This window comes from Algimonas arctica, from assembly GCF_014652695.1.
Classification (GTDB): Bacteria; Pseudomonadota; Alphaproteobacteria; order Caulobacterales; family Maricaulaceae; genus Litorimonas; species Litorimonas arctica.
The window spans coordinates 88,081-106,318 of the sequence record NZ_BMZH01000006.1; the positions used below are offsets into that span (position 1 = coordinate 88,081).

Genomic DNA, 18,238 nt, shown 5'->3' on the forward strand with positions numbered 1-18,238 from the left:
CCGTCTCGCCACTTTACAGGGCGTGTGCGCTGTTTAGGGAATCCGAATAGACCCGAAAACGGGCTATGCGGCCTCAAAAAGGCCAAGGGGAATTGCATGAAACGATTTTTGCTGGGAACGACCTTGATTGCGCTGGGCGCGGTTACACTCACGGGCTGTTCGCCTGACACCGTTGCACCGGAGACAGACACGAAAACGGAGGCCCCCGTTGTGAAGGCGGCCTCGGCCGATCGTGCGGCGCCGAACCCGACCCGCAATGTCTATTTTGGCGAAACGCACGTTCATACGAAGAACAGTTTTGATGCTTATATCTTCAATGTCCGCGCGACGCTGGATGACGTCTATGATTTTGCCAAGGGCAAGCCTCTAACCCATCCGGGCGGGTTTGAAATGCGCTTGGATGGCCCGCCACTCGACTTTGCAGCGGCGACTGATCATGGGGCCTATCTCGGCGTGCTCCCGGCGTTGAATGACCCTGAAAACCCTCTGTCCGAACTAGACATCGCACAGGGCTTATTCGGCACAGACTCCCAGACCATCATCAATGCGTTTCAAAAGATCGGCGCGTCTGTACGGTCCGGGACGCCCTATGACGAAATCTATGATCGCGATGTGATTGATAATACCTGGGCCCGGGTCATTTCGACGGCGGATAAACATTATGAACCCGGTGTGCTGACGACGTTCGCAGGCTATGAATACACGGCTGTGACGACACGGTCTGAGTTTGGCGATACGTTTGGCGGCGGTAATTTGCACCGTAACGTGTTGTTTGAAAACACGGCCCCAAATCGGCTTTTCTCTGTGCTCGATAGTCCAAACCCCGAAGAGCTTTGGGACTGGATGGATACGCAGCGTGCCGAGGGGCACGATTCATTGGCGATCCCGCATAATTCCAATGTGTCTGACGGGCGTATGTTTGCAATGGATGCCTATGACGGATCACCGCTGACGCCCGCGGCGGCGCAGCAACGTCTGCGCAACGAACCTGTTGTTGAGGTGACACAAGTCAAAGGCACATCGGAAACCCATCCCATGCTTTCGCCCAATGATGAATTTGCCAGTTTTGAAATTTATGAGAGCTTGCTCAGTGTTTATCAAAAAGGTGAAGTCAAAGGCAGCTATGTACGAGAAGCGCTGGCCAACGGGCTGGGCATAGAAGCGAAACTCGGCGTAAACCCGTTTAAGTTTGGTATGATCGGCGCGTCTGATTCCCATGTTGCGGGCGGCGCGTTTGCGGAGTCAGATTACTGGTCCAAAGTCGGTATTGTCGATGCCTCAGCCGAAGACCGCGGCGCAGTGCCGCCCGGTGGCGGACCGAGCTGGGACGGCGTCGAGCGTGACGCGAATGCAGAATATTGGTTTTCCCGCTGGGCTGCATCGGGCTTAGCCGCCGTATGGGCCGAAGAAAATACGCGCGAAGCGATCTTCGATGCCATGCGCCGCCGCGAAACCTATGCCACGTCTGGTCCGCGCATTCGCTTGCGGGTCTTTGGTGGCACGGACTTTGATGACGCGATGCTGAGCGCCGCAGATATGACGACACAAGCCTATGCGCGCGGCGTGCCGATGGGCGGCGAATTAGGCGGCGGGGAAAGCGCCTCAGACGGAACAACGCAACTGCTGATCCATGCGGCCAAAGACCCGCGCGGCGCCAATTTACAGCGGGTTCAGGTCATAAAGGTTTGGCATGACGGCGCAGCGCAAGAGCGTCTGTGGGACGTGGCGTGCTCAGACGGACTATCCCCCGTTGAGGGCCGATGCCCGGATAATGGCGCGAGCGTCAATCTGGACACGTGTGAGCATTCTGCTGACGTTGGCGCGGGCGAGATTAAAACCGTCTGGACCGATCCAGAGTTTGATGCCGCGATGAACGCCGCTTATTACGTGCGCGTGCTCGAAAACCCCACCTGTCGTTGGTCAACGTGGCAGGCCAATCAAGCGGGCGTAGACCGTCATCCGGACCGTCCGGCGACTGTGCAGGAACGGGCCTATAGCTCGCCAATTTGGTATAGCGCGAAATAAAGGTTTATCCCCGGTCTCGCGGGCCGGGGCGTGCTTTCGCAGTGCCGTCTTTCTCGCTAAAGTGAGAAGGCTTTATATGCAGGAAATATTGTTTTGAGCCGAAAAATCCTTCGTGATCCGTTGATCCATTTTTTATTGTTTGGCGCGGCCTTATTTGCCGCTCACGCAGTATGGTCGCATTTCGTCACACGTGCGGATCGACAACTCGTGGTCGATACGAGGGAGATCGCGCGCCAGTCTGATCTCTTCACCATCGAAAACGGCCGTGCGCCCAGCGACGCCGAGTTGCAGGGTATTATTGTCGCCTATGTCGAGGAGGAAGTCCTTGCCCGGGATGCGCAGGCGCTCGGTCTGGATCAAGACGACACGGTTGTGCGTCGTCGATTGGCCCAAAAAATGCGGCTGCTGACCGATGCCGGGATTATTCCCGCGCCGTCAGAGGCGGAATTGCAAGCATGGTATGCTGACCGTCAAGCCGACTATGTTCAGCCTGAGCGTCGAACTATCCAGCATGTCTTCTTTTCCGATGACCGTCGCGATGACGCCAAAGCGGACGCCGCTGCGGCGGACTTATCTGACTGGTCGCGCGTGGGGGATCCGTTTATTATCGCGCGGCAGTTGGGGCCTGTGGACCGTATCAAAGTACAGCAGGATTATGGCGGGGCGTTTGCGTCCGCCGCATTTGCAACCGACGCTGATCTCTGGTCTGATCCCGTCCGTAGCCCGTTTGGCATTCATCGTCTGCGCGTTATCGATGTCGATCCGATGATCGAACCCGGTTTTGCGGATGTTCGAGACTCTGTTCTGTCCGATTGGATGGAGGACGCCCGTCGGGCCCGCGCGCTCCAAATGGTGCGTGACCGCGTGGCGAAATATGATGTGATTGTCGAAGAATGAGGGCCCTACTGGCACTCATCGTCAGCGGCCTAATTTGGCTCTGCGCGGGGTCGGCTTTCGCGCATGAAGTGCGACCGGCTTTGCTGTCGCTCGACGGTGTGGCGGACGGCTATGCGGTGACGTGGAAGCAGCCGGTGAATAATGGCCGACGCTTGAAACTCACGCCCATCTTTCCTGAAGGATGCGACGCCACGCCGCCAACGATCAAATTGGACGAGGGAACAGTCATCGAACGGTTCACCCTGAATTGCGCGTTGAATGCTGGCGAAATAAGAATTGAGGGTCTGGAGCGTACGCTGACGGATGTATTTGTGCGCATTAATGAGGCGGACGGCTCGACACGGTCGGCGCTCGTCAAACCGTCTAATCCCGTCATGGACTTAACCGTCGAGACCCCGCCCGCAGCCAACGCCTATTTTGGCGAAGGCATCCTGCATATTGTGATGGGATGGGATCACTTGCTGTTTGTTTTGGGGCTGTGCCTCTTGGTGTCGCGTAAACAAGTGCTCGGAGTCGCGACTAGTTTCACGCTCGCGCATAGTTTGACACTGGCTGTGGCGGCGTTCGGACTCTTCAGCCTCCCGTCGCGCCCGGTTGAAATCCTGATTGCCGCCTCGATCCTCCTTTTGGCCGTTGAGATCATCCGTAAATGGCGCGGGCAAGTCGGACTGACGGCCACGCGCCCCTATCTGGTGAGTTTTGGAATCGGCCTTATTCACGGGCTTGGTTTCGCGGGCGCGCTCGCGGATTTGGGCCTGCCCAATGGACAAGAACTCTTTGCGCTGATTTTGTTTAACCTTGGCGTGGAAGCCGGGCAATTTGCCATTATCGCAGTGGCCTTGGCGGTTGGCTATCTTGGCTATCGACTGGCCCCGAAACTGACCCGTCCGACGGCGACGCTGGCGACCTATGCCATTGGGAGTATCGCCGCTTACTGGCTTATTGAGCGGCTAGCGGGGTATGTCGTTTGACGGCGTCGCGTTAGACAGGTTAGCAGCCGCGCATGAAAGCTTTGTCCGCCGCCCTTTTGGCTCTTGTCCTTGTTGCCTGTGATCAGGTCCCTGTCTCAAACGGGGCCGCTCGAAAGGTCGAGGACGCGCGTGCGCGCAATGACGCGCCGGCCATTTGGCGTGTACGCGACGAAGACAGTACGCTCTATTTATTTGGCACAGTACATTTACTCCCGACGGGCTTGAACTGGCAGCGTGACGACATGCGCGATGTGTTTGCCCAGAGCGGAACCGTCTTTTTCGAGACGGATCATACGGGCGCGGCGGGCTTGCGTGCTCAAGCTTTGGCGACACAGATTGGCCTTCGCCGCGATGGACGACGCCTGACCGAAACGCTCGATAATTATCAAAGCAAACTGCTCGAAGCCGTCGCCAATAATGGCCAGCTCGACCTCGCCGCGCTGGATTCAATGCAGCCGTGGCTCGCTAGTGAATTCCTGACCCTCTCGGCGGCCAATGCGGCGGGCCTCAGCGCAGATATATCTCCGGATGAAGCGCTTAAATCCCGCGCCGCGCGGGCGGGCAAAAATGTCATTTATTTTGAGACTCCTGAAGATCAAGTCCGCCAGATTGCGGAGCTGCCGGAGGCTGTTCAGCTCGAACTCCTGACGGAAACAATGGAGCGGTTCGACGAGATGGATGACATGTTGGCCGCGATCGCGCGCGATTGGGCTATCGGGGATGTCGAGGCGTTAGAAGCCGCGTTAGTTGCGCCCTTAGAGGGCGCGCCGGACGGCTATGTGAAGGCCGTGTTGCTCGACAGAAACGACGTTTGGGCGGATCGGCTGGAGCGTTTCATGCAAGGCTCAGGGACAGGGTTTGTCGCCATTGGCACGGCGCATTTTCTCGGCGAGGGAAGCTTGATCGATGCCTTGGAAGCGCGCGACTATGACGTCGCGCGCTATCTCGCGTTTCTGGGCGAAGATGTGATTAAACCCGCCCGCCTTGAGTTGCCGGACGTACCGTCTGGCGCGGAATAGACTTAGAAGTCCAGCGACAGCCCGGCATAGGCCCCGCGACCCGGTGAGGCGAAGCCGACGATCTCTTGATAGTCTTCGTCCAAAAGATTCTCGCCGCGCAGCGACACGCTGACATGGTCGTTGATCGCATATTGAGCGCGCGCACCGACCAAGGTGAAAGCGTCCAGTGTTACGTCACTAAAGGTCGCGAAGTCCGTATCAAGCTGTGACCCAGTATGATCGACTTGGGCGGAAAGTTGCAACGCATCTGTTGCGTTCCAGCTCACGCTGGCGCTCGCGGTCACGTCCGGTCGGCGAATTTCCTCAATGTCGTTCTGCTCGCTCTGCAGGAATGTCGCCGCACCATTGATGGCTATATTGCCAATGGTGTAACTTGCTTCCAGCTCGACCCCTTGTCGGGTTGAGCGGGTGTCCAAATTAGAGACGGTTTGCGCATAGGTTGGCGGCAAAAACTGTGTGACGATTTCGTCTTCCAACTCACTGTAAAACACGTCGACAGACCCGTGGAAATTTCCAATCGTCTGCTCATAACCGATACTCGCGCCGATGGATGTTTCCGGCTTCAAATCCGGATTGCCCGTAAAGTTTGACCCCGGATAGAAGCCAAACAGCTCAATCAAAGACGGGTTTTTGACGCCCGTACCAACAGAGGCCCGCACCCGGCCATCCCAGGAAAAACCATAGCCCGCGCCCAGCCGCCACGTTGTCGCATCATTAAACAAATCATTGATATCGTGACGGGCAGATGCGGATAAAACGACTTCGCCCTGCGTGAAGCGGTAATCCGCGGCAATGGCCGCCATGTCGTTTTCTGGTTTTGCGTCCGCTTCGATAGCGTTCGGCTCAATCGTGTAAGTTTCACGTTCTAGTTCACCGAGGACAGTCAAAGCATGAACTCCTGTATCGATCCCAGCGACCCAGCTGACATTCGTGCGCTCCCCGATAGACCGAGTCGAAAATCCACCCACTGTGTCCGTATCGGTTTTGTTGAAAGAGCCACTGATTTTATGATTGATAGCGCCTGTTGCGAAACGCGCATCAAGGCGCACGGCGCGTCGAGTGCGCTCGGTCTCGTCATTTGTATCGTCGAGGCGGCCATCAAACGGGCTGTCGCTATCGAACTGTGTGTCGAGCTGCGAATACTCATATTTGACGTCAAACCGAACGGGGCCAATATCGACGGCATTGAGGCCAATATTTAGAGCCCGCGAGTTGGATCCGTCCTTTTCGCCGCCCAGACCGGACACATCATAACCCTCTGTCGTGAAGAGGGTGCCATTCACGGACAGGGCTGCGGCGCCAACAGGAATAACGGCGTTGACCTGACCTTGGCCCGTGCCGCGCGATCCGCCTTCAAAACTGGCGCGCCATTGCGGCGCTGTTTCTCCGGCCCGCGTGATGATGGAAATTACGCCACCAATCGCGTCAGACCCGTAGAGCGCGGATTGCTCGCCTCGGAGCACTTCGATTTTGATAATGTCTTGCGCGCGCAGACCCGACAGGTCGAACTCGCCTGTGCTCGGGTTGGCGACTTCAATGCCGTCGATCAGAATGAGGACTTGGTTGGCTTCTGCGCCGCGCACACGGATTTGCGTGAGGCCGCCGCCGGAGCCGGATTGGCTAACGGCGATACCGGGAAGGGCACGAAGTAGGTCAGAGACATATTGCTGCCCACGCGCAGCGATGTCCGCTTCGGTCAGAATAGACGCCGGAACAGTGACATCATTGCGGTCCAAAACTCCGATGCGAGTTGCCGATGCGATCACTACGTCACTCTCAAACAAAACAGAATCGCCTGCATCCGCCTGTACTTGCGCCCAAGCGGGTGTCGATATGACAGCCGCCAAGGCTGTCCCAATAATAAGGTTTTTCATTACGCACGTCTCCTGTGCGTGTTGGGCTTGGCCGCAACACGTCGTTTACAAGGACGTCGTCATTGGTTGGGCGGGATTATTCCCCCACATCCATACGCATCGGTCGGTCCCGCCCGCGCGCGCTGGCGACAGGTTTCGGCAGGTCTTCCGACTGATGGCTCTCTCCTGTTTTAAAGGAGGTGGAGCGTTCGCGCCTTCCCGAGACAAGTCTCAGTGACGTATTGCGAAGGCTCCTCGCCAAACACGGCAGCGGGCGCTGTCGGGGATTTGCACCCCGTTCCCTCTTCATCTCAACCAAGAGAACCGGAACGAGGCGGCGCATAGAGGCGCAAACACCCTTTGACAACTGCGTAATCGCCAATCATTGGGCACATATGCGAATTTCTTTATATGACCTGTTGGCGCAAAAGCCGATCCTGCTGGCCGATGGCGCAACGGGCACGAATTTCATGAATATGGGGCTGGAGCCGGGCTTTCCGCCGGATTTGTGGAACACGACCCTGCCCGAGAAACCCGCCGCCTTGCATCAGCAATTCGTCGATGCCGGATCAGATATCATCCTGACCAATACGTTCGGGGCCAATGCGCCGCGCCTAAAGCTGCACAAAGCAGAAGCCGAGACTTACGCGATCAATAAAGCCGGCGCAGAATTGGCAGGCAAAGTAGCGGAAGCTGCGGATCGTCCGGTCGTCATCGCGGGGTCCGTCGGGCCGACGGGCGAGCTGTTTGAGCCTATGGGCGAAATGACAATGGAGAGCGCGATCGGCTTTTTCAAAACCCAGATGGAGGGTCTGCGCGACGGCGGTGCTGATGTGATCTGGATTGAAACCATGTCGGCGGCGGAAGAAATTCAAGCAGCGGCACAGGCGGCGATTGATTGCGGCATGCCTTACGTCTTTACGGCTAGTTTCGACACAGCCGGCAAGACTATGATGGGGCTCGCGCCCGGCGGGATTGCCGCTGTCACGGCAGAGCTGTCCGAACAACCTCTGGCACATGGGGCGAATTGCGGTGTCGGCGCGTCAGACCTGATGCTGTCCGCGCTCGATATGACGGCGGCCAATCCCGACGCGGTCGTGGTTGGCAAAGCCAATTGCGGCATTCCGACTGTGCTCGGGAAGGAAACGATTTATAGCGGGACGCCAGAACTCATGGCGGATTATGTGCGGATGGCGGCGGACGCGGGCGTTCGTATCATCGGCGGGTGTTGCGGGACAGCGCCCGAACATGTCGCCGCGATGCGCGTGGCGTTAGATGCGTATATTGCGGCCAATGACCCCGGGCCGCGACCGACGCGCGCAAGCTTGGAAGCCAAGCTTGGTCCGCTGGTCAATCCGCCTTTGGAAGCCGGCGCCATTGGTCGGCGTGGCGCCAGCCGTCGTCGATGAATCGGAAAATGTCGCTAAACGACGCTTTGTCCCCGAAAGGCGCGAATGACAAAGCTCAGTACGAGTAGGACTAAAAAGACGATAAATAGGATTTGCGCGATTCCTGACGCGGCTCCGGCAATGCCCGTGAAGCCAAGCGCCGCGGCGATCAGCGCGAGAATGAAAAACGTAATAGACCAACCCAACATCGTAAAACTCCTGTAGAAATGTCTAAGGCATAAACGATGTCGCGCGGTGATGGTTCCCGTATCCGTTTACGGAAGTTCGCATGGGGACTTGAAGGGCTTGGTCAAAGCCCCAGATATCTTTGTTCAAAGCCTCAGATATCTAAGGTCCGCATATATATTCGTCGCTGCGACAATACCTGCCAATCGTGACTGATATTTTAAGCGACAAACGGCCTGTCCTTGCGCTAGGCGAATGGTGTGCCGACGTCCTTTAAAGCCTTTGATAAAGTCATGGCGACACGCCTTGCGCGCCTGACGACGCTCGCGCGTGCGCGGCTGATTTGGGAAGGCTACGCGCCGATTGTAGCTCTGCCGGCCTTGGCGCTCTCTATTCTGCTCATTCTGACATGGCTTGGCCTGTGGGAAGTCGCGGGCGATCCGTTCCGTATTATCGCGCTCGTCGTCACTGTGGGTTTAATTATTCGCGCGGTGCGCCGCGCGCGCCACATCCGCTGGCCAACCGATTCTGACGCGCGGCGGCGGCTCGAAAACACGGCGGGTCTCGCCCACCGTCCGCTCGATACATTAGATGATGCGCCGATCCTGTCGCCGACCCTCTGGCCCGCCCATGTCGCGCATGCGCAGAAGGACGCAGACACGATTCGGCGAGTCGGACGTACGCCTGCGCTGTCCGTGATTGATCGCTATGGCCTCCGGTTTATCACGCCCATTGCGCTGGGTCTGGCGCTCTTTTTGTCGTGGGGGTTGTCGATGGAGCGGGTCCGTCACGGGCTCAGCCCGACCGTGCAGTCTCCGACCAACCCCTATAGTCTGACATTCGAAGCTTGGGTCGATCCGCCCGATTATACCGGCCGTCCGCCCTTGTATGCCCAAGGAGACGGCGTGATCCGCGCCCCTGTGGGCTCGACCTTAGTTGTACGCGCCTCCGGAGCTTCTGATTTGCCGCGCCCCCGTTATATTGGCGCAGAGGGCCAACGCTTTTTAACAGTCGATGCGCTCGGACAGAATAATTCTGAGGTCCGCACGATTATTGATAGCTCAGGCGTCCTCGACTGGCGGATCGGTCTGTTGCGCAAAGCCTTTACGGTCGACGCCACGCCGGACAGCCCACCAACGATCGAAAGCTTAGAGCCGCCTGAAACGGATAAGCGCGACCGCCTCGTATTCGTCTTTGACGCTGCCGATGATTACGGGGTTGAGCAGGTTTTGTTGGAAATGGTTGAACTCACGGACGGGATGATCGAGGCCACGGCCTTTGCTGTCGCCCCGTCAGAGGTCGATACGCAAGCCGGCGGATTTACCGAAGCCACCGCGCGTACGATCAAGATTGATTTGACCCGTCATGCGCTCGCGGGCCGCAAAGTGGTGGCGCGATTGGTCGCCGTGGACGGCGCAGAACAACGCGGGGTCAGTGCCCCGTTTTATATCACCGTGCCGGATAAAATCTTCGTCGAACCGTTGGCCAAGGCGATCATGGAACAGCGCGGCCTGTTGTTGACAGGGTTGGAGGCTTACACGCCTGCGCCGACGACCCGCGCTGATAATGACGCGACAGACGGTACGTTTGATACTTATCAAACCGAGTGGCGTTTAGGCCGCGCCGCGCCGCCTGTGCAGCGCACAGTGGCCTTGATCGAGGCTGTGACGGATTATCCCGATCCGGGTCTATTTAACGATCCGGTTGTTTATATGGGCCTGCGCCACGTCGGAAAGTCACTCCGCTATGCCCGCTCAGAAGCTGCTTTAACGGGCCTGCCGGACCATATGTGGAAACTGGCAATACGCGCTGAATTTGGCGTGTTGGGGACGGCCTTACAGGAAATGCAAGAGGCCCAAGAAGCGCTACGCGAAGGCATTGCGCGCCGCGCGCCGGAACGCGAAATCGACACACTTTTCAGCCGCTATAATCAAGCCGTCGACGCGTATATGGAAGAGCTCCGTAAGAGCGCGACCTTGGCTGAGGGGGGCGGCGGTGGCGGGGAGCCAATGGGCTCGACCGATGAAATTCAAGCGTTGCTCGACGCGATTGAAGAAGCCAATCGGAATGGCGACACTGAAGGCGCGCGCCGTGCGCTGGCCCAACTCGCTGAGTTGATCGAAAACATGCAGATGCAGATCAGCCCAAGCGGCGGTGGCGGCGAAGGCTCGAACGAAGAACAAATGAGTGATGAAATGCGGAAGTCGCTTGAAGAAATGGCTGACCTCCTTGGCGAGCAACGTAATTTGCAGGACGAAACGCGCCAAGCGGAACGGGACGAATTACGTCAGCAATATGGCGAAGAGCCGAGCGGTGAAAGCCTGTCGCCCGAAGAGCTGGCGGAGCGTCAGGCCGGAATTGAAAGTCTTGTCGAAAGCTTGCGCGAGCAATTGGCGGAGACCGGCGAACGATCTGCGGCTGGCGGCGGCGAAGAAGGGCAAGAAGACGGTGGACAAGGCGACGGCGATCAACCTGGCGCAGGTGATCAAGACTCCGGCGAACAAGGGGGCGGGGGCGACCGCTCAGCCGATGGTCAAGGCGCGGGTTCTGGCGAAACGTCCGAAGAGGCGTTTGAGCGTGCTTTAGGCGCGATGCGTAACTCTGAAGGTGCGCTCGGACGCGGTGATTTTAGCGCATCACGCCAAGCGCAAGCGGGCGCGATCGGGGCTTTGCGCGATGCAGGCGATGCGATTGCGCGTGAGATGGGCGACCGGAGTGAATCACAAGGTGAGGACACGGATGCGCTTGGTCGCGGACTGGATGGCATGGACTCGGACAATGCGGAAAGCGATATCGACACGCGCGATAATGCTGAACGGTCGCGTGAAATTATCGAAGAGTTACGTCGCCGCGCTGCGGACGCCGAGCGGGATCAGCAAGAACAAGACTATTTGGACCGACTGCTTAAGCGGTTCTAACGCCTGCGCTGTGTCGGCAGACTCGACAGATCAGTCAATATTTTGTGCGCCCCATAGCGCGTGTTTTTCGGTGAACCCTTTGATCCCATTGTCCGTACGAATGAGGCAATATCCGTCGCTGCTGCAGGTTTCGAGCTGAACCAAGGCGCCCTGTTCAATGCGTGCAAGGCTGCGCGCGGACGCATCGGGTTTGGCGTAGAGTGTGGCCTCAGTCGTGAGAACAGCAAATTTTTCGCCGGAGAGGGCGGGTTTTCGCACCCACGCTTCGTCGCCGGAAATATCACGAACCTTGCGCCACATTTCCGTCTCAGCGACGACGATCACGGGCAAGCCGCGACGTTGATATTGATAGGCGATGGAATGATTGCGTGACGGTCCTGTCCGCGCGTTGACCTTGCCGAATTTTAGGCTGACGAATCGCGGAACAGCAAAGCCGGACGGCGTTTTGTCAGCGTCAACATGGTAGAGGCCGCCAAGTGTCGCGGTTGCCGTTAAGGTAAGTTTTTGGGTGCTGCTCATTGGGGCGTTGCTCAATGAGGTCTGTGTGACGGATTGAACCGTTACGGATGCCATATCCGTCGCATGAACGGACCCCAAGAATAAACAGGGCGATAGGATCAATGTTGCGCCAAGGACGCGGTGTCGAAAAAATGTCCGTCGTGTTGCCATGGTTAAGGTCTATCAACCCTTTTTGTTAAACCGTCGTTAAGTCGGGTTGAATTTTCCCTTAAATGGCGATGTTTAAGCATGTTGTTTTACAAAGTGGAAACAGGGTGGGGCTTGCGTCTGCGCGCGTGATCGCGTCAATAGAGACTATGCAGACAAGCCCGCCAGACGCCAAATTATCACGTATCGTAAATAATACGACCACGCGCCCGCGGGTTGCTGTGACACGCAAGCTTCCCGATGCGGTCGAAGCCCGGATGAGCGACCTCTTTGACGTCAGTCTGCGTCTGGACGATACGCGTATGAGTCAAGACGAATTAAAGGCCGCGATTGCCGATTGCGATGTATTCGTCCCGACTGTGACAGATAATATCAATGCGGACGTTATCGCAGCGGCGTCATCGCGGCTTAGCTTGATCGCTAATTTTGGTGCGGGCACGGATCATATTGATGTCGCGGCTGCCCATAAATGTAGTCTTGTCGTGACCAACACGCCGGGCGTTTTGACCGAAGATACGGCGGACCTCGCTATGGCGATGATCCTGTCTATTCCGCGTCGGTTGGTCGAGGGAGACCGCCGCATGCGCAATGGTGAATTTGACGGCTGGGGTCCGACCCATATGCTGGGCCACCGTGTGCGCGGAAAACGCCTCGGTATTTTGGGGATGGGGCGGATCGGCAGTGCCGTCGCGCGGCGCGCCCATGCTTTCGGTCTGTCGGTGCATTATCACAATCGCGCCCGTGTGCCGGCCACGATGGAGCGCGCGCTCGACGCTAATTGGCATGAAACACTCGAAGGGATGCTGGCTGAGATTGATATTCTCTCGATCAATGCGCCGCTCACCCCATCGACACGTCACTTGATTGATGCGCGAACCCTCGCGCTGATGAAACCGGACAGCTACCTTGTGAACACGTCTCGCGGTGAAATTGTTGACGAGGCCGCTTTGGCTGAAGCGCTCGCACATGGCCGCTTAGCGGGGGCTGGACTGGATGTTTATGAAGATACACCGCGTCCACATCCGGCGCTACTTGATCTCGATAATGTGATTCTCGCCCCGCACATTGGATCGGCTACGCATGAGAGCCGTCGTGAAATGGGCGAAAAAGTTCTGATCAATATTCGCGCTCATATCGACAATCATGCGTGCCCTGATCGGGTGCTGCCGCCCGGAACGCGTCTGTCGCTCGCGTCCTAATTCCGTTTGGCCGTTTATAGAAAGGCTCCTCGCCATGACCCGTTTAATTGTGCTGACCACTGCCGCTTTCCTCATCGCGTGCACGGCGAAGGCCCCAGTTGTTGCGCACGAAGACCAACATGCGGAGCCCGCTCCGCGGGTTGCGCCCGCTGAACCACAGCTCACGGTCGAAACGATCAATGATAATCTTCATGTGTTATTTGGCGCGGGAGGGAATGTCGGTGTTTCGACAGGTTCGGACGGAATCGTTCTGATTGACGATAAATACGCCCGTAACGCCGAAGAAATTCTTTATCAGGTTGAACAGCTTGCCGGCGAAAATGATGACCTTCTCTTTGTCATCAATACCCATTTGCATGGCGATCATTCGGGCTCCAACCCAGACATGAAAGAGGCTGGCGCGATGATCATGGCGCATGAAAATGTCCGCACGCGCATGGGCACACGCTATATGAATGAGGCCTTCAGGGCCATGAACGAGGCGAAAGAGGAGGCCTTTTGGCCTGTTGTGACATTCTCGAACGAAGCGAGCCTACATTTTAATGGCATCACCGCGCGCGCCGTTCACACGCCGACCGCGCATACGGATGGAGATTCGATTGTTATTTTCGAAGAACCCAACGTCATCCACATGGGCGACACGCTATTTCTTGGCATGTTCCCCTTTGTCGATGTCGATAGTGGGGGCTCCTTACAGGGCATGATTGCGGCGCATGATGTCGCCTTGGGGCTATCTGACGCGAACACAGTGATCATTCCGGGTCATGGGCCAATTACGGACAAAGCTGGCCTCACAGATGCGCGCGCGACACTGCAAGCCATTCATGATCGTGTCCGTGTTCGCAAGGAAGCCGGCGAAACCCTGCAAGCCATCATCGAGGCGCAACCCTTGGCCGACATGGCCGATTTGGACAGTTTCATCAAACAAGATGGCATGATCACGGCAGCGTGGCGCTCTATGGGCGGCACGCTCAACTAATCTTTCGTCGAACCTTCCTTAACTAGATCGTTTGTTGACATGACGTCGTCATCAAAACCGCGCATAGAGGTTTGACTACGGGAGAGACTCATGCGGATTTCAAGACGAGCGGCCTTAAAAAGCGGTGTCATGGTTGGGCTTGGAGGCGGCTTGGCCGGCGGGCTCAGCGCCTGCGCGACGTCCGGGACGCACCAGCCCATCACCGGAGCTTCATTCGTCCACGGTGTTGCATCGGGGGAGCCGACGCCGACGGGGTTTTTGATCTGGACGCGGGTGAGTTTACCGGACGATGTTAAGGGGTCTGTTCCTGTTCGTTACGAGATTTCGACGGATCCGAAATTTACCGCGATTACGGCCTCCGGGACTGTCGACACCGACGCGTCACGCGACTGGACGGTCAAGGCGACCGTGAACACGCTGATGCCGGGTCTCTATTATCATTACCGCTTTTTCGTCGGGGAGATGATGTCGCCCATAGGGCAGTCTCGGACGCTTCCGACGGGCAAGACGAATGCCGTCCGCTTCGCCGTTGTTTCCTGTTCCAATTACGCGTTTGGATTTTTCAACGTCTATGACGCAATTTCAAAACGCAACGATATCGATGCCGTGATCCACCTCGGCGACTATATTTATGAATATGGCACGGATGGGTATGGCGGGGCCGTGTCCCAACAGATCGGGCGGCAACATGACCCGATCACTGAGATTATCACTCTGGCTGATTACCGCAAACGTCACGCGCAATATAAATCTGATCCGGGCAGCATCGCGATGCACGCCGCCCATGCGATGATCCCGATATGGGATGATCACGAAACCAGCAATGATAGCTGGCGTGATGGCGCGGAAAATCACAGCCTTTCAGAGGGGGATTGGGATGAGCGACGCAGCGCCGCGCTGCGGGCTTATTATGAATGGATGCCTGTGCGGGATCCGGTTGCGGGCGACGCCGCCGAAGCGCTGCTGCGAGATTTCCAATGGGGCGATTTGGTCACAATCGCGACGGTGGAAACGCGCCTGATGGCCCGATCGCAGCCGCTAAATTACACCAAAATCGGAGGGTCATTAGCGACACCCGAAGGTTTGGAAAAATTCAAAACCATTGATTTGGTCGATGAGGGCCGTGAATTACTCGGGCGGCCACAGTTAGAGCGATTGACAAAAACCATGGCGGACTCGGTTGCGAACGGAACCCGTTGGCGCATTCTGGCCAATCAAATCATCATGGCGAATGTCACCGCGCCGAATTTGACGCCGCTCGCCAGCTCTCCCGCAATTACCGAAATCGAGAAAGTCTTTCCGCAAATTCGTGATTTTATCGCGCTCACAACACTCGGTATCCCCCTTAATTTAGATGCGTGGGATGGATACCCGGCGGCGCGCGATCGGTTTTATGCCAGCATGGCCGATGCGGGCGCGACCGATTTGATCGTGCTGACGGGCGATACGCATGAGTGGTGGGCGAATGAGCTGAGCGATAGCGCAGGCCGTCCAATGGGCGTGGAGCTCGGCACTGCCGCCGTGACGTCGCCCGGTTCATCAAGCTATTTCGGAGAGGAAGCGGCGAATTATTCGCAGATGCTCAACGCCCGAAATCCGATGGTCCGCTATCATGATCCATCCGGCAAAGGCTATATTGATTTGGCGCTGGACCGCGACGGCGCGCATGCAGAATTCGTCGGTGTCGATACAATTCTCTCGACGGATTATACGGTCGATAATCGGGCGGGTTTTGATATTGTGCGTCGTGACGGGTCGCTCAGTCTGACAAAAACCTAGCCCGCATCCGGCACCAGCGGAAAGGCCGAGCGGCGTTTTACCATGCCGTAGGCAAAGCTTGTGTCGATCGACGCGATTCCGCCAATGCGTTGTAATTCGCGGCGCACAAAGCGTTCATAATCGGACAGGTCGGCAACCATAACGCGAAGCAGATAATCCGACTGTCCGGTCATGACATGGCATTCGACGATATTGTCGTTCGCCCGCACTTTGGCTTCAAATGCATTGACCGTGTCTTCGTCGTGGCGTTCCAACTTCACACGAATAAACACCGTGATCGGTAAACCGTACAGCTTGGCGTCGATCTCGGCATGGTAGCCTCGAATGACACCAGATTGCTCCAATATTTTGAGCCGCCGTAAACACGGGGAGGGCGAGAGGCCAACCCGGTCGGCCAGTTCGCGATTGCTCATGCGCCCGTCGCGTTGCACGGTTCTGACGATTTTGCGGTCAATATCATCCATAATTGGCACATTCTGCTAAACTGAGTGTCACTACCTTATCATAAACACGAAAATACTAATGAAAATAGCATAGTAAGGGGCAAGGCAATTTTTATCAGGGCACATATATATGCGCGATACGAACCACAGGGCCGGGTTTGCAACCCGCGCGATCCATCACGGCTATGACCCGTTGGATCATGGCGGCTCTCTTGTGCCGCCCGTGCATATGACGTCGACTTTCGTTTTCGATCGGGCGGAAACGGGCGGGGCGATTTTTGCCGGCGAAGCCCCGGGTCATGTCTATTCGCGTATTTCTAATCCGACGCTTGATTTGCTTGAGCAGCGCATGGCGAGCCTCGAAGGGACGGAAGCCGGAGTCGCGACAGGGTCTGGCATAGGCGCGATCACGTCGGCTTTATGGACGCTGGTCGAACCGGGCGACGAAGTCATTGTCGATCTGACGCTCTATGGCTGCACTTTCTCATTCTTGCATCACGGGCTAGAGCGTTTCGGCGTCACGGTCACCCATTGCGACTTGACCCGACCCGAGCTGTTATCCGCCGCGATGAGCGACCGGACTAAAGTCGTTTATTTCGAAACCCCGGCTAACCCAAATATGCGGCTCATCGATATCGAGGCTGTGGCGAAAATCGCTAAGGCTCACGGCGCGCTGACGATGGTCGATAATACTTACGCGACGCCTTACCTCACGCGACCAATCGAATTTGGCGCAGACCTTGTCGTGCATTCCGCAACGAAATATCTCGGCGGTCATGGCGATCTTGTTGGCGGTCTCGTAGTGGGGTCACAGGAATTGATGGACCGTATTCGCCTTTATGGTCTGAAGGACATGACGGGCGCCGTGATGGCGCCGATGACGGCCATGCTCATCATGCGCGGGCTCAAGACGTTAGAGCTGCGGATGGACCGCCATTGTCAAAGCGCGGCTCGCGTCGCCGATATTCTCGACGCCCATCCGGCCGTTGCGAAGACACTTTATCCGGGGCTTCCGGGCTTTGATCAGCGCGCATTGGCGGAGAAGCAAATGGACCAGCCGGGCGGGATGATCGCGCTTGAACTGCACGGCGGGATCGACGCTGGCAAAGCCCTCATCAACGCGCTTAGCATGATTCATTGCGCGGTCTCGCTCGGGGACGCGGAAACCCTGATCCAACACCCGGCGTCCATGACCCATAGTCCCTACACGCCCGAAGAACGGGCGCGCCACGGCATTTCGGACGGGCTCGTCCGGCTCTCGGTGGGCTTGGAAGCGGCAGACGATATTATCGCTGATTTGGTGCAGTCGTTGGACCAGCTGGCGACGCCGATGATGGAAGCGGCGGAATAAGGGTTATTCGTAACACGCTGCCAATAAGTCCTGCATCGCCTTTAAGCCTAAATCCTGCGTACGTCGGATATTCCGCACGGGAATTTTGTCCGGGTACGGATATGTCGCAAGCGCTGTTTCAACGCTGGCTTCACGGAGGATGTGGAGCATCGGGTAGGGTGAGCGGTTGGTGTAATGGCTCGGGTCATCAGGACTGAGCCCATCAAAAACATAGTCCGGATGAAAGCTCGCGAGCTGATAAATACCGTCATAGCCTTGGTCTTCGAGTAGGGCGGTCGCGATATCTAACAGGTCCAAATAATCATCGAAATTGGACAGCGCCGTTGGGAATATGAGCAGGCTCGTTTCTCGCTCAGGGTCAGTGTCCAGAACGGTGCATTGTGCGATGATCTGTTCCAATTGCGTGGCTAAATCGGCGGTCTCAATAATGGCGTAGTGGATGCTCTCGCGATCATATTCGCGTTTCGCGAAAGGGCAAAAGTTTTGGCCAATCACGACTGTCGATAGCCATGCTCGGGTTTGTTTGATGACTATGTCGGTGTTGGGCATAAATTTCAGTCGTGC

At 57.0% G+C, this 18,238-nt stretch carries 15 protein-coding genes and 1 riboswitch; of the genes, 10 read left to right on the plus strand and 5 right to left on the minus strand.

The annotated features are described in order from the left end of the window. Positions 1-96: 96 nt before the first annotated feature. The 4 genes from IE105_RS08755 (at position 97) to IE105_RS08770 (ending at position 4,912) form a co-directional block, all read left to right on the plus strand. Positions 97-2,025, plus strand: a complete 1,929-nt coding sequence (locus tag IE105_RS08755; RefSeq protein WP_189497530.1) for a DUF3604 domain-containing protein — start codon at positions 97-99, stop codon at positions 2,023-2,025. Between the two features lie 93 nt (positions 2,026-2,118). Continuing rightward, positions 2,119-2,922, plus strand: coding sequence for a peptidylprolyl isomerase (locus IE105_RS08760; RefSeq protein ID WP_189497533.1), 804 nt, complete (start codon positions 2,119-2,121; stop codon positions 2,920-2,922). Next, positions 2,919-3,893 carry a HupE/UreJ family protein gene (locus tag IE105_RS08765; RefSeq protein WP_189497536.1) on the plus strand — a complete coding sequence of 325 codons (975 nt, stop codon included), beginning with the start codon at positions 2,919-2,921 and terminating at the stop codon, positions 3,891-3,893. Before IE105_RS08760 ends, IE105_RS08765 begins: the two co-directional genes overlap by 4 nt. Positions 3,894-3,925: 32 nt before the next feature. Then, entirely contained in the window at positions 3,926-4,912 is a 987-nt protein-coding gene (locus tag IE105_RS08770) for a TraB/GumN family protein (RefSeq protein ID WP_189497539.1), read from the plus strand. Between the two features lie 2 nt (positions 4,913-4,914). Here IE105_RS08770 and IE105_RS08775 read toward each other — a convergent pair whose 3' ends face one another. Then, positions 4,915-6,786: a TonB-dependent receptor plug domain-containing protein gene (locus IE105_RS08775; protein WP_189497548.1), complete on the minus strand. Its 1,872-nt coding sequence runs from the start codon at positions 6,784-6,786 to the stop codon at positions 4,915-4,917. Positions 6,787-6,906: 120 nt separating this feature from the next. After that, positions 6,907-7,109: riboswitch (cobalamin riboswitch) on the minus strand. A 51-nt stretch (positions 7,110-7,160) separates the two neighbouring features. Here IE105_RS08775 and bmt point away from each other — a divergent pair. After that, on the plus strand, positions 7,161-8,174 hold the full coding sequence (bmt, locus tag IE105_RS08780; protein ID WP_189497551.1) for a betaine--homocysteine S-methyltransferase: 1,014 nt from the start codon (positions 7,161-7,163) through the stop codon (positions 8,172-8,174). Between the two features lie 14 nt (positions 8,175-8,188). On the opposite strand, the gene IE105_RS08785 is transcribed toward bmt, so the two are convergent. Continuing rightward, entirely contained in the window at positions 8,189-8,362 is a 174-nt protein-coding gene (locus IE105_RS08785; protein ID WP_189497554.1) for a DUF1328 domain-containing protein, read from the minus strand. 237 nt (positions 8,363-8,599) lie between these two features. Here IE105_RS08785 and IE105_RS08790 point away from each other — a divergent pair, with 237 nt between their 5' ends. After that, positions 8,600-11,257 (plus strand): DUF4175 domain-containing protein, encoded by a 2,658-nt coding sequence (locus IE105_RS08790; RefSeq protein ID WP_189497556.1) that lies wholly within the window; start codon positions 8,600-8,602, stop codon positions 11,255-11,257. A 30-nt stretch (positions 11,258-11,287) separates the two neighbouring features. Here the strand turns inward: IE105_RS08790 and IE105_RS08795 are convergent, their stop codons facing one another. Then, the gene (locus IE105_RS08795) at positions 11,288-11,926 is read right to left on the minus strand and encodes an SH3 domain-containing protein (protein WP_189497559.1); all 639 of its coding nucleotides are present in this window, start codon (positions 11,924-11,926) and stop codon (positions 11,288-11,290) included. 146 nt (positions 11,927-12,072) lie between these two features. On the opposite strand from IE105_RS08795, the gene IE105_RS08800 reads away from it, so the two are divergent. The 3 genes from IE105_RS08800 (at position 12,073) to IE105_RS08810 (ending at position 15,880) form a co-directional block, all read left to right on the plus strand. Then, complete coding sequence (locus tag IE105_RS08800; protein WP_189497562.1) at positions 12,073-13,122, plus strand: 2-hydroxyacid dehydrogenase; 1,050 nt, start codon at positions 12,073-12,075, stop codon at positions 13,120-13,122. Positions 13,123-13,156: 34 nt separating this feature from the next. Next, entirely contained in the window at positions 13,157-14,101 is a 945-nt protein-coding gene (locus IE105_RS08805; protein WP_189497565.1) for an MBL fold metallo-hydrolase, read from the plus strand. A gap of 90 nt (positions 14,102-14,191) precedes the next feature. Continuing rightward, on the plus strand, positions 14,192-15,880 hold the full coding sequence (locus IE105_RS08810) for an alkaline phosphatase D family protein (protein ID WP_189497568.1): 1,689 nt from the start codon (positions 14,192-14,194) through the stop codon (positions 15,878-15,880). Here the strand turns inward: IE105_RS08810 and IE105_RS08815 are convergent. Further along, on the minus strand, positions 15,877-16,344 hold the full coding sequence (locus tag IE105_RS08815; protein ID WP_189497570.1) for an Lrp/AsnC family transcriptional regulator: 468 nt from the start codon (positions 16,342-16,344) through the stop codon (positions 15,877-15,879). The genes IE105_RS08810 and IE105_RS08815 overlap by 4 nt on opposite strands. 109 nt (positions 16,345-16,453) lie before the next feature. Between IE105_RS08815 and IE105_RS08820 the strand changes: the two genes are divergently transcribed. Then, positions 16,454-17,674 carry a methionine gamma-lyase gene (locus IE105_RS08820; RefSeq protein WP_189497572.1) on the plus strand — a complete coding sequence of 407 codons (1,221 nt, stop codon included), beginning with the start codon at positions 16,454-16,456 and terminating at the stop codon, positions 17,672-17,674. 3 nt (positions 17,675-17,677) lie between these two features. On the opposite strand, the gene IE105_RS08825 is transcribed toward IE105_RS08820, so the two are convergent. Continuing rightward, positions 17,678-18,223, minus strand: coding sequence for a DUF1415 domain-containing protein (locus IE105_RS08825; RefSeq protein ID WP_189497574.1), 546 nt, complete (start codon positions 18,221-18,223; stop codon positions 17,678-17,680). Between the last annotated feature and the right edge of the window lie 15 nt (positions 18,224-18,238).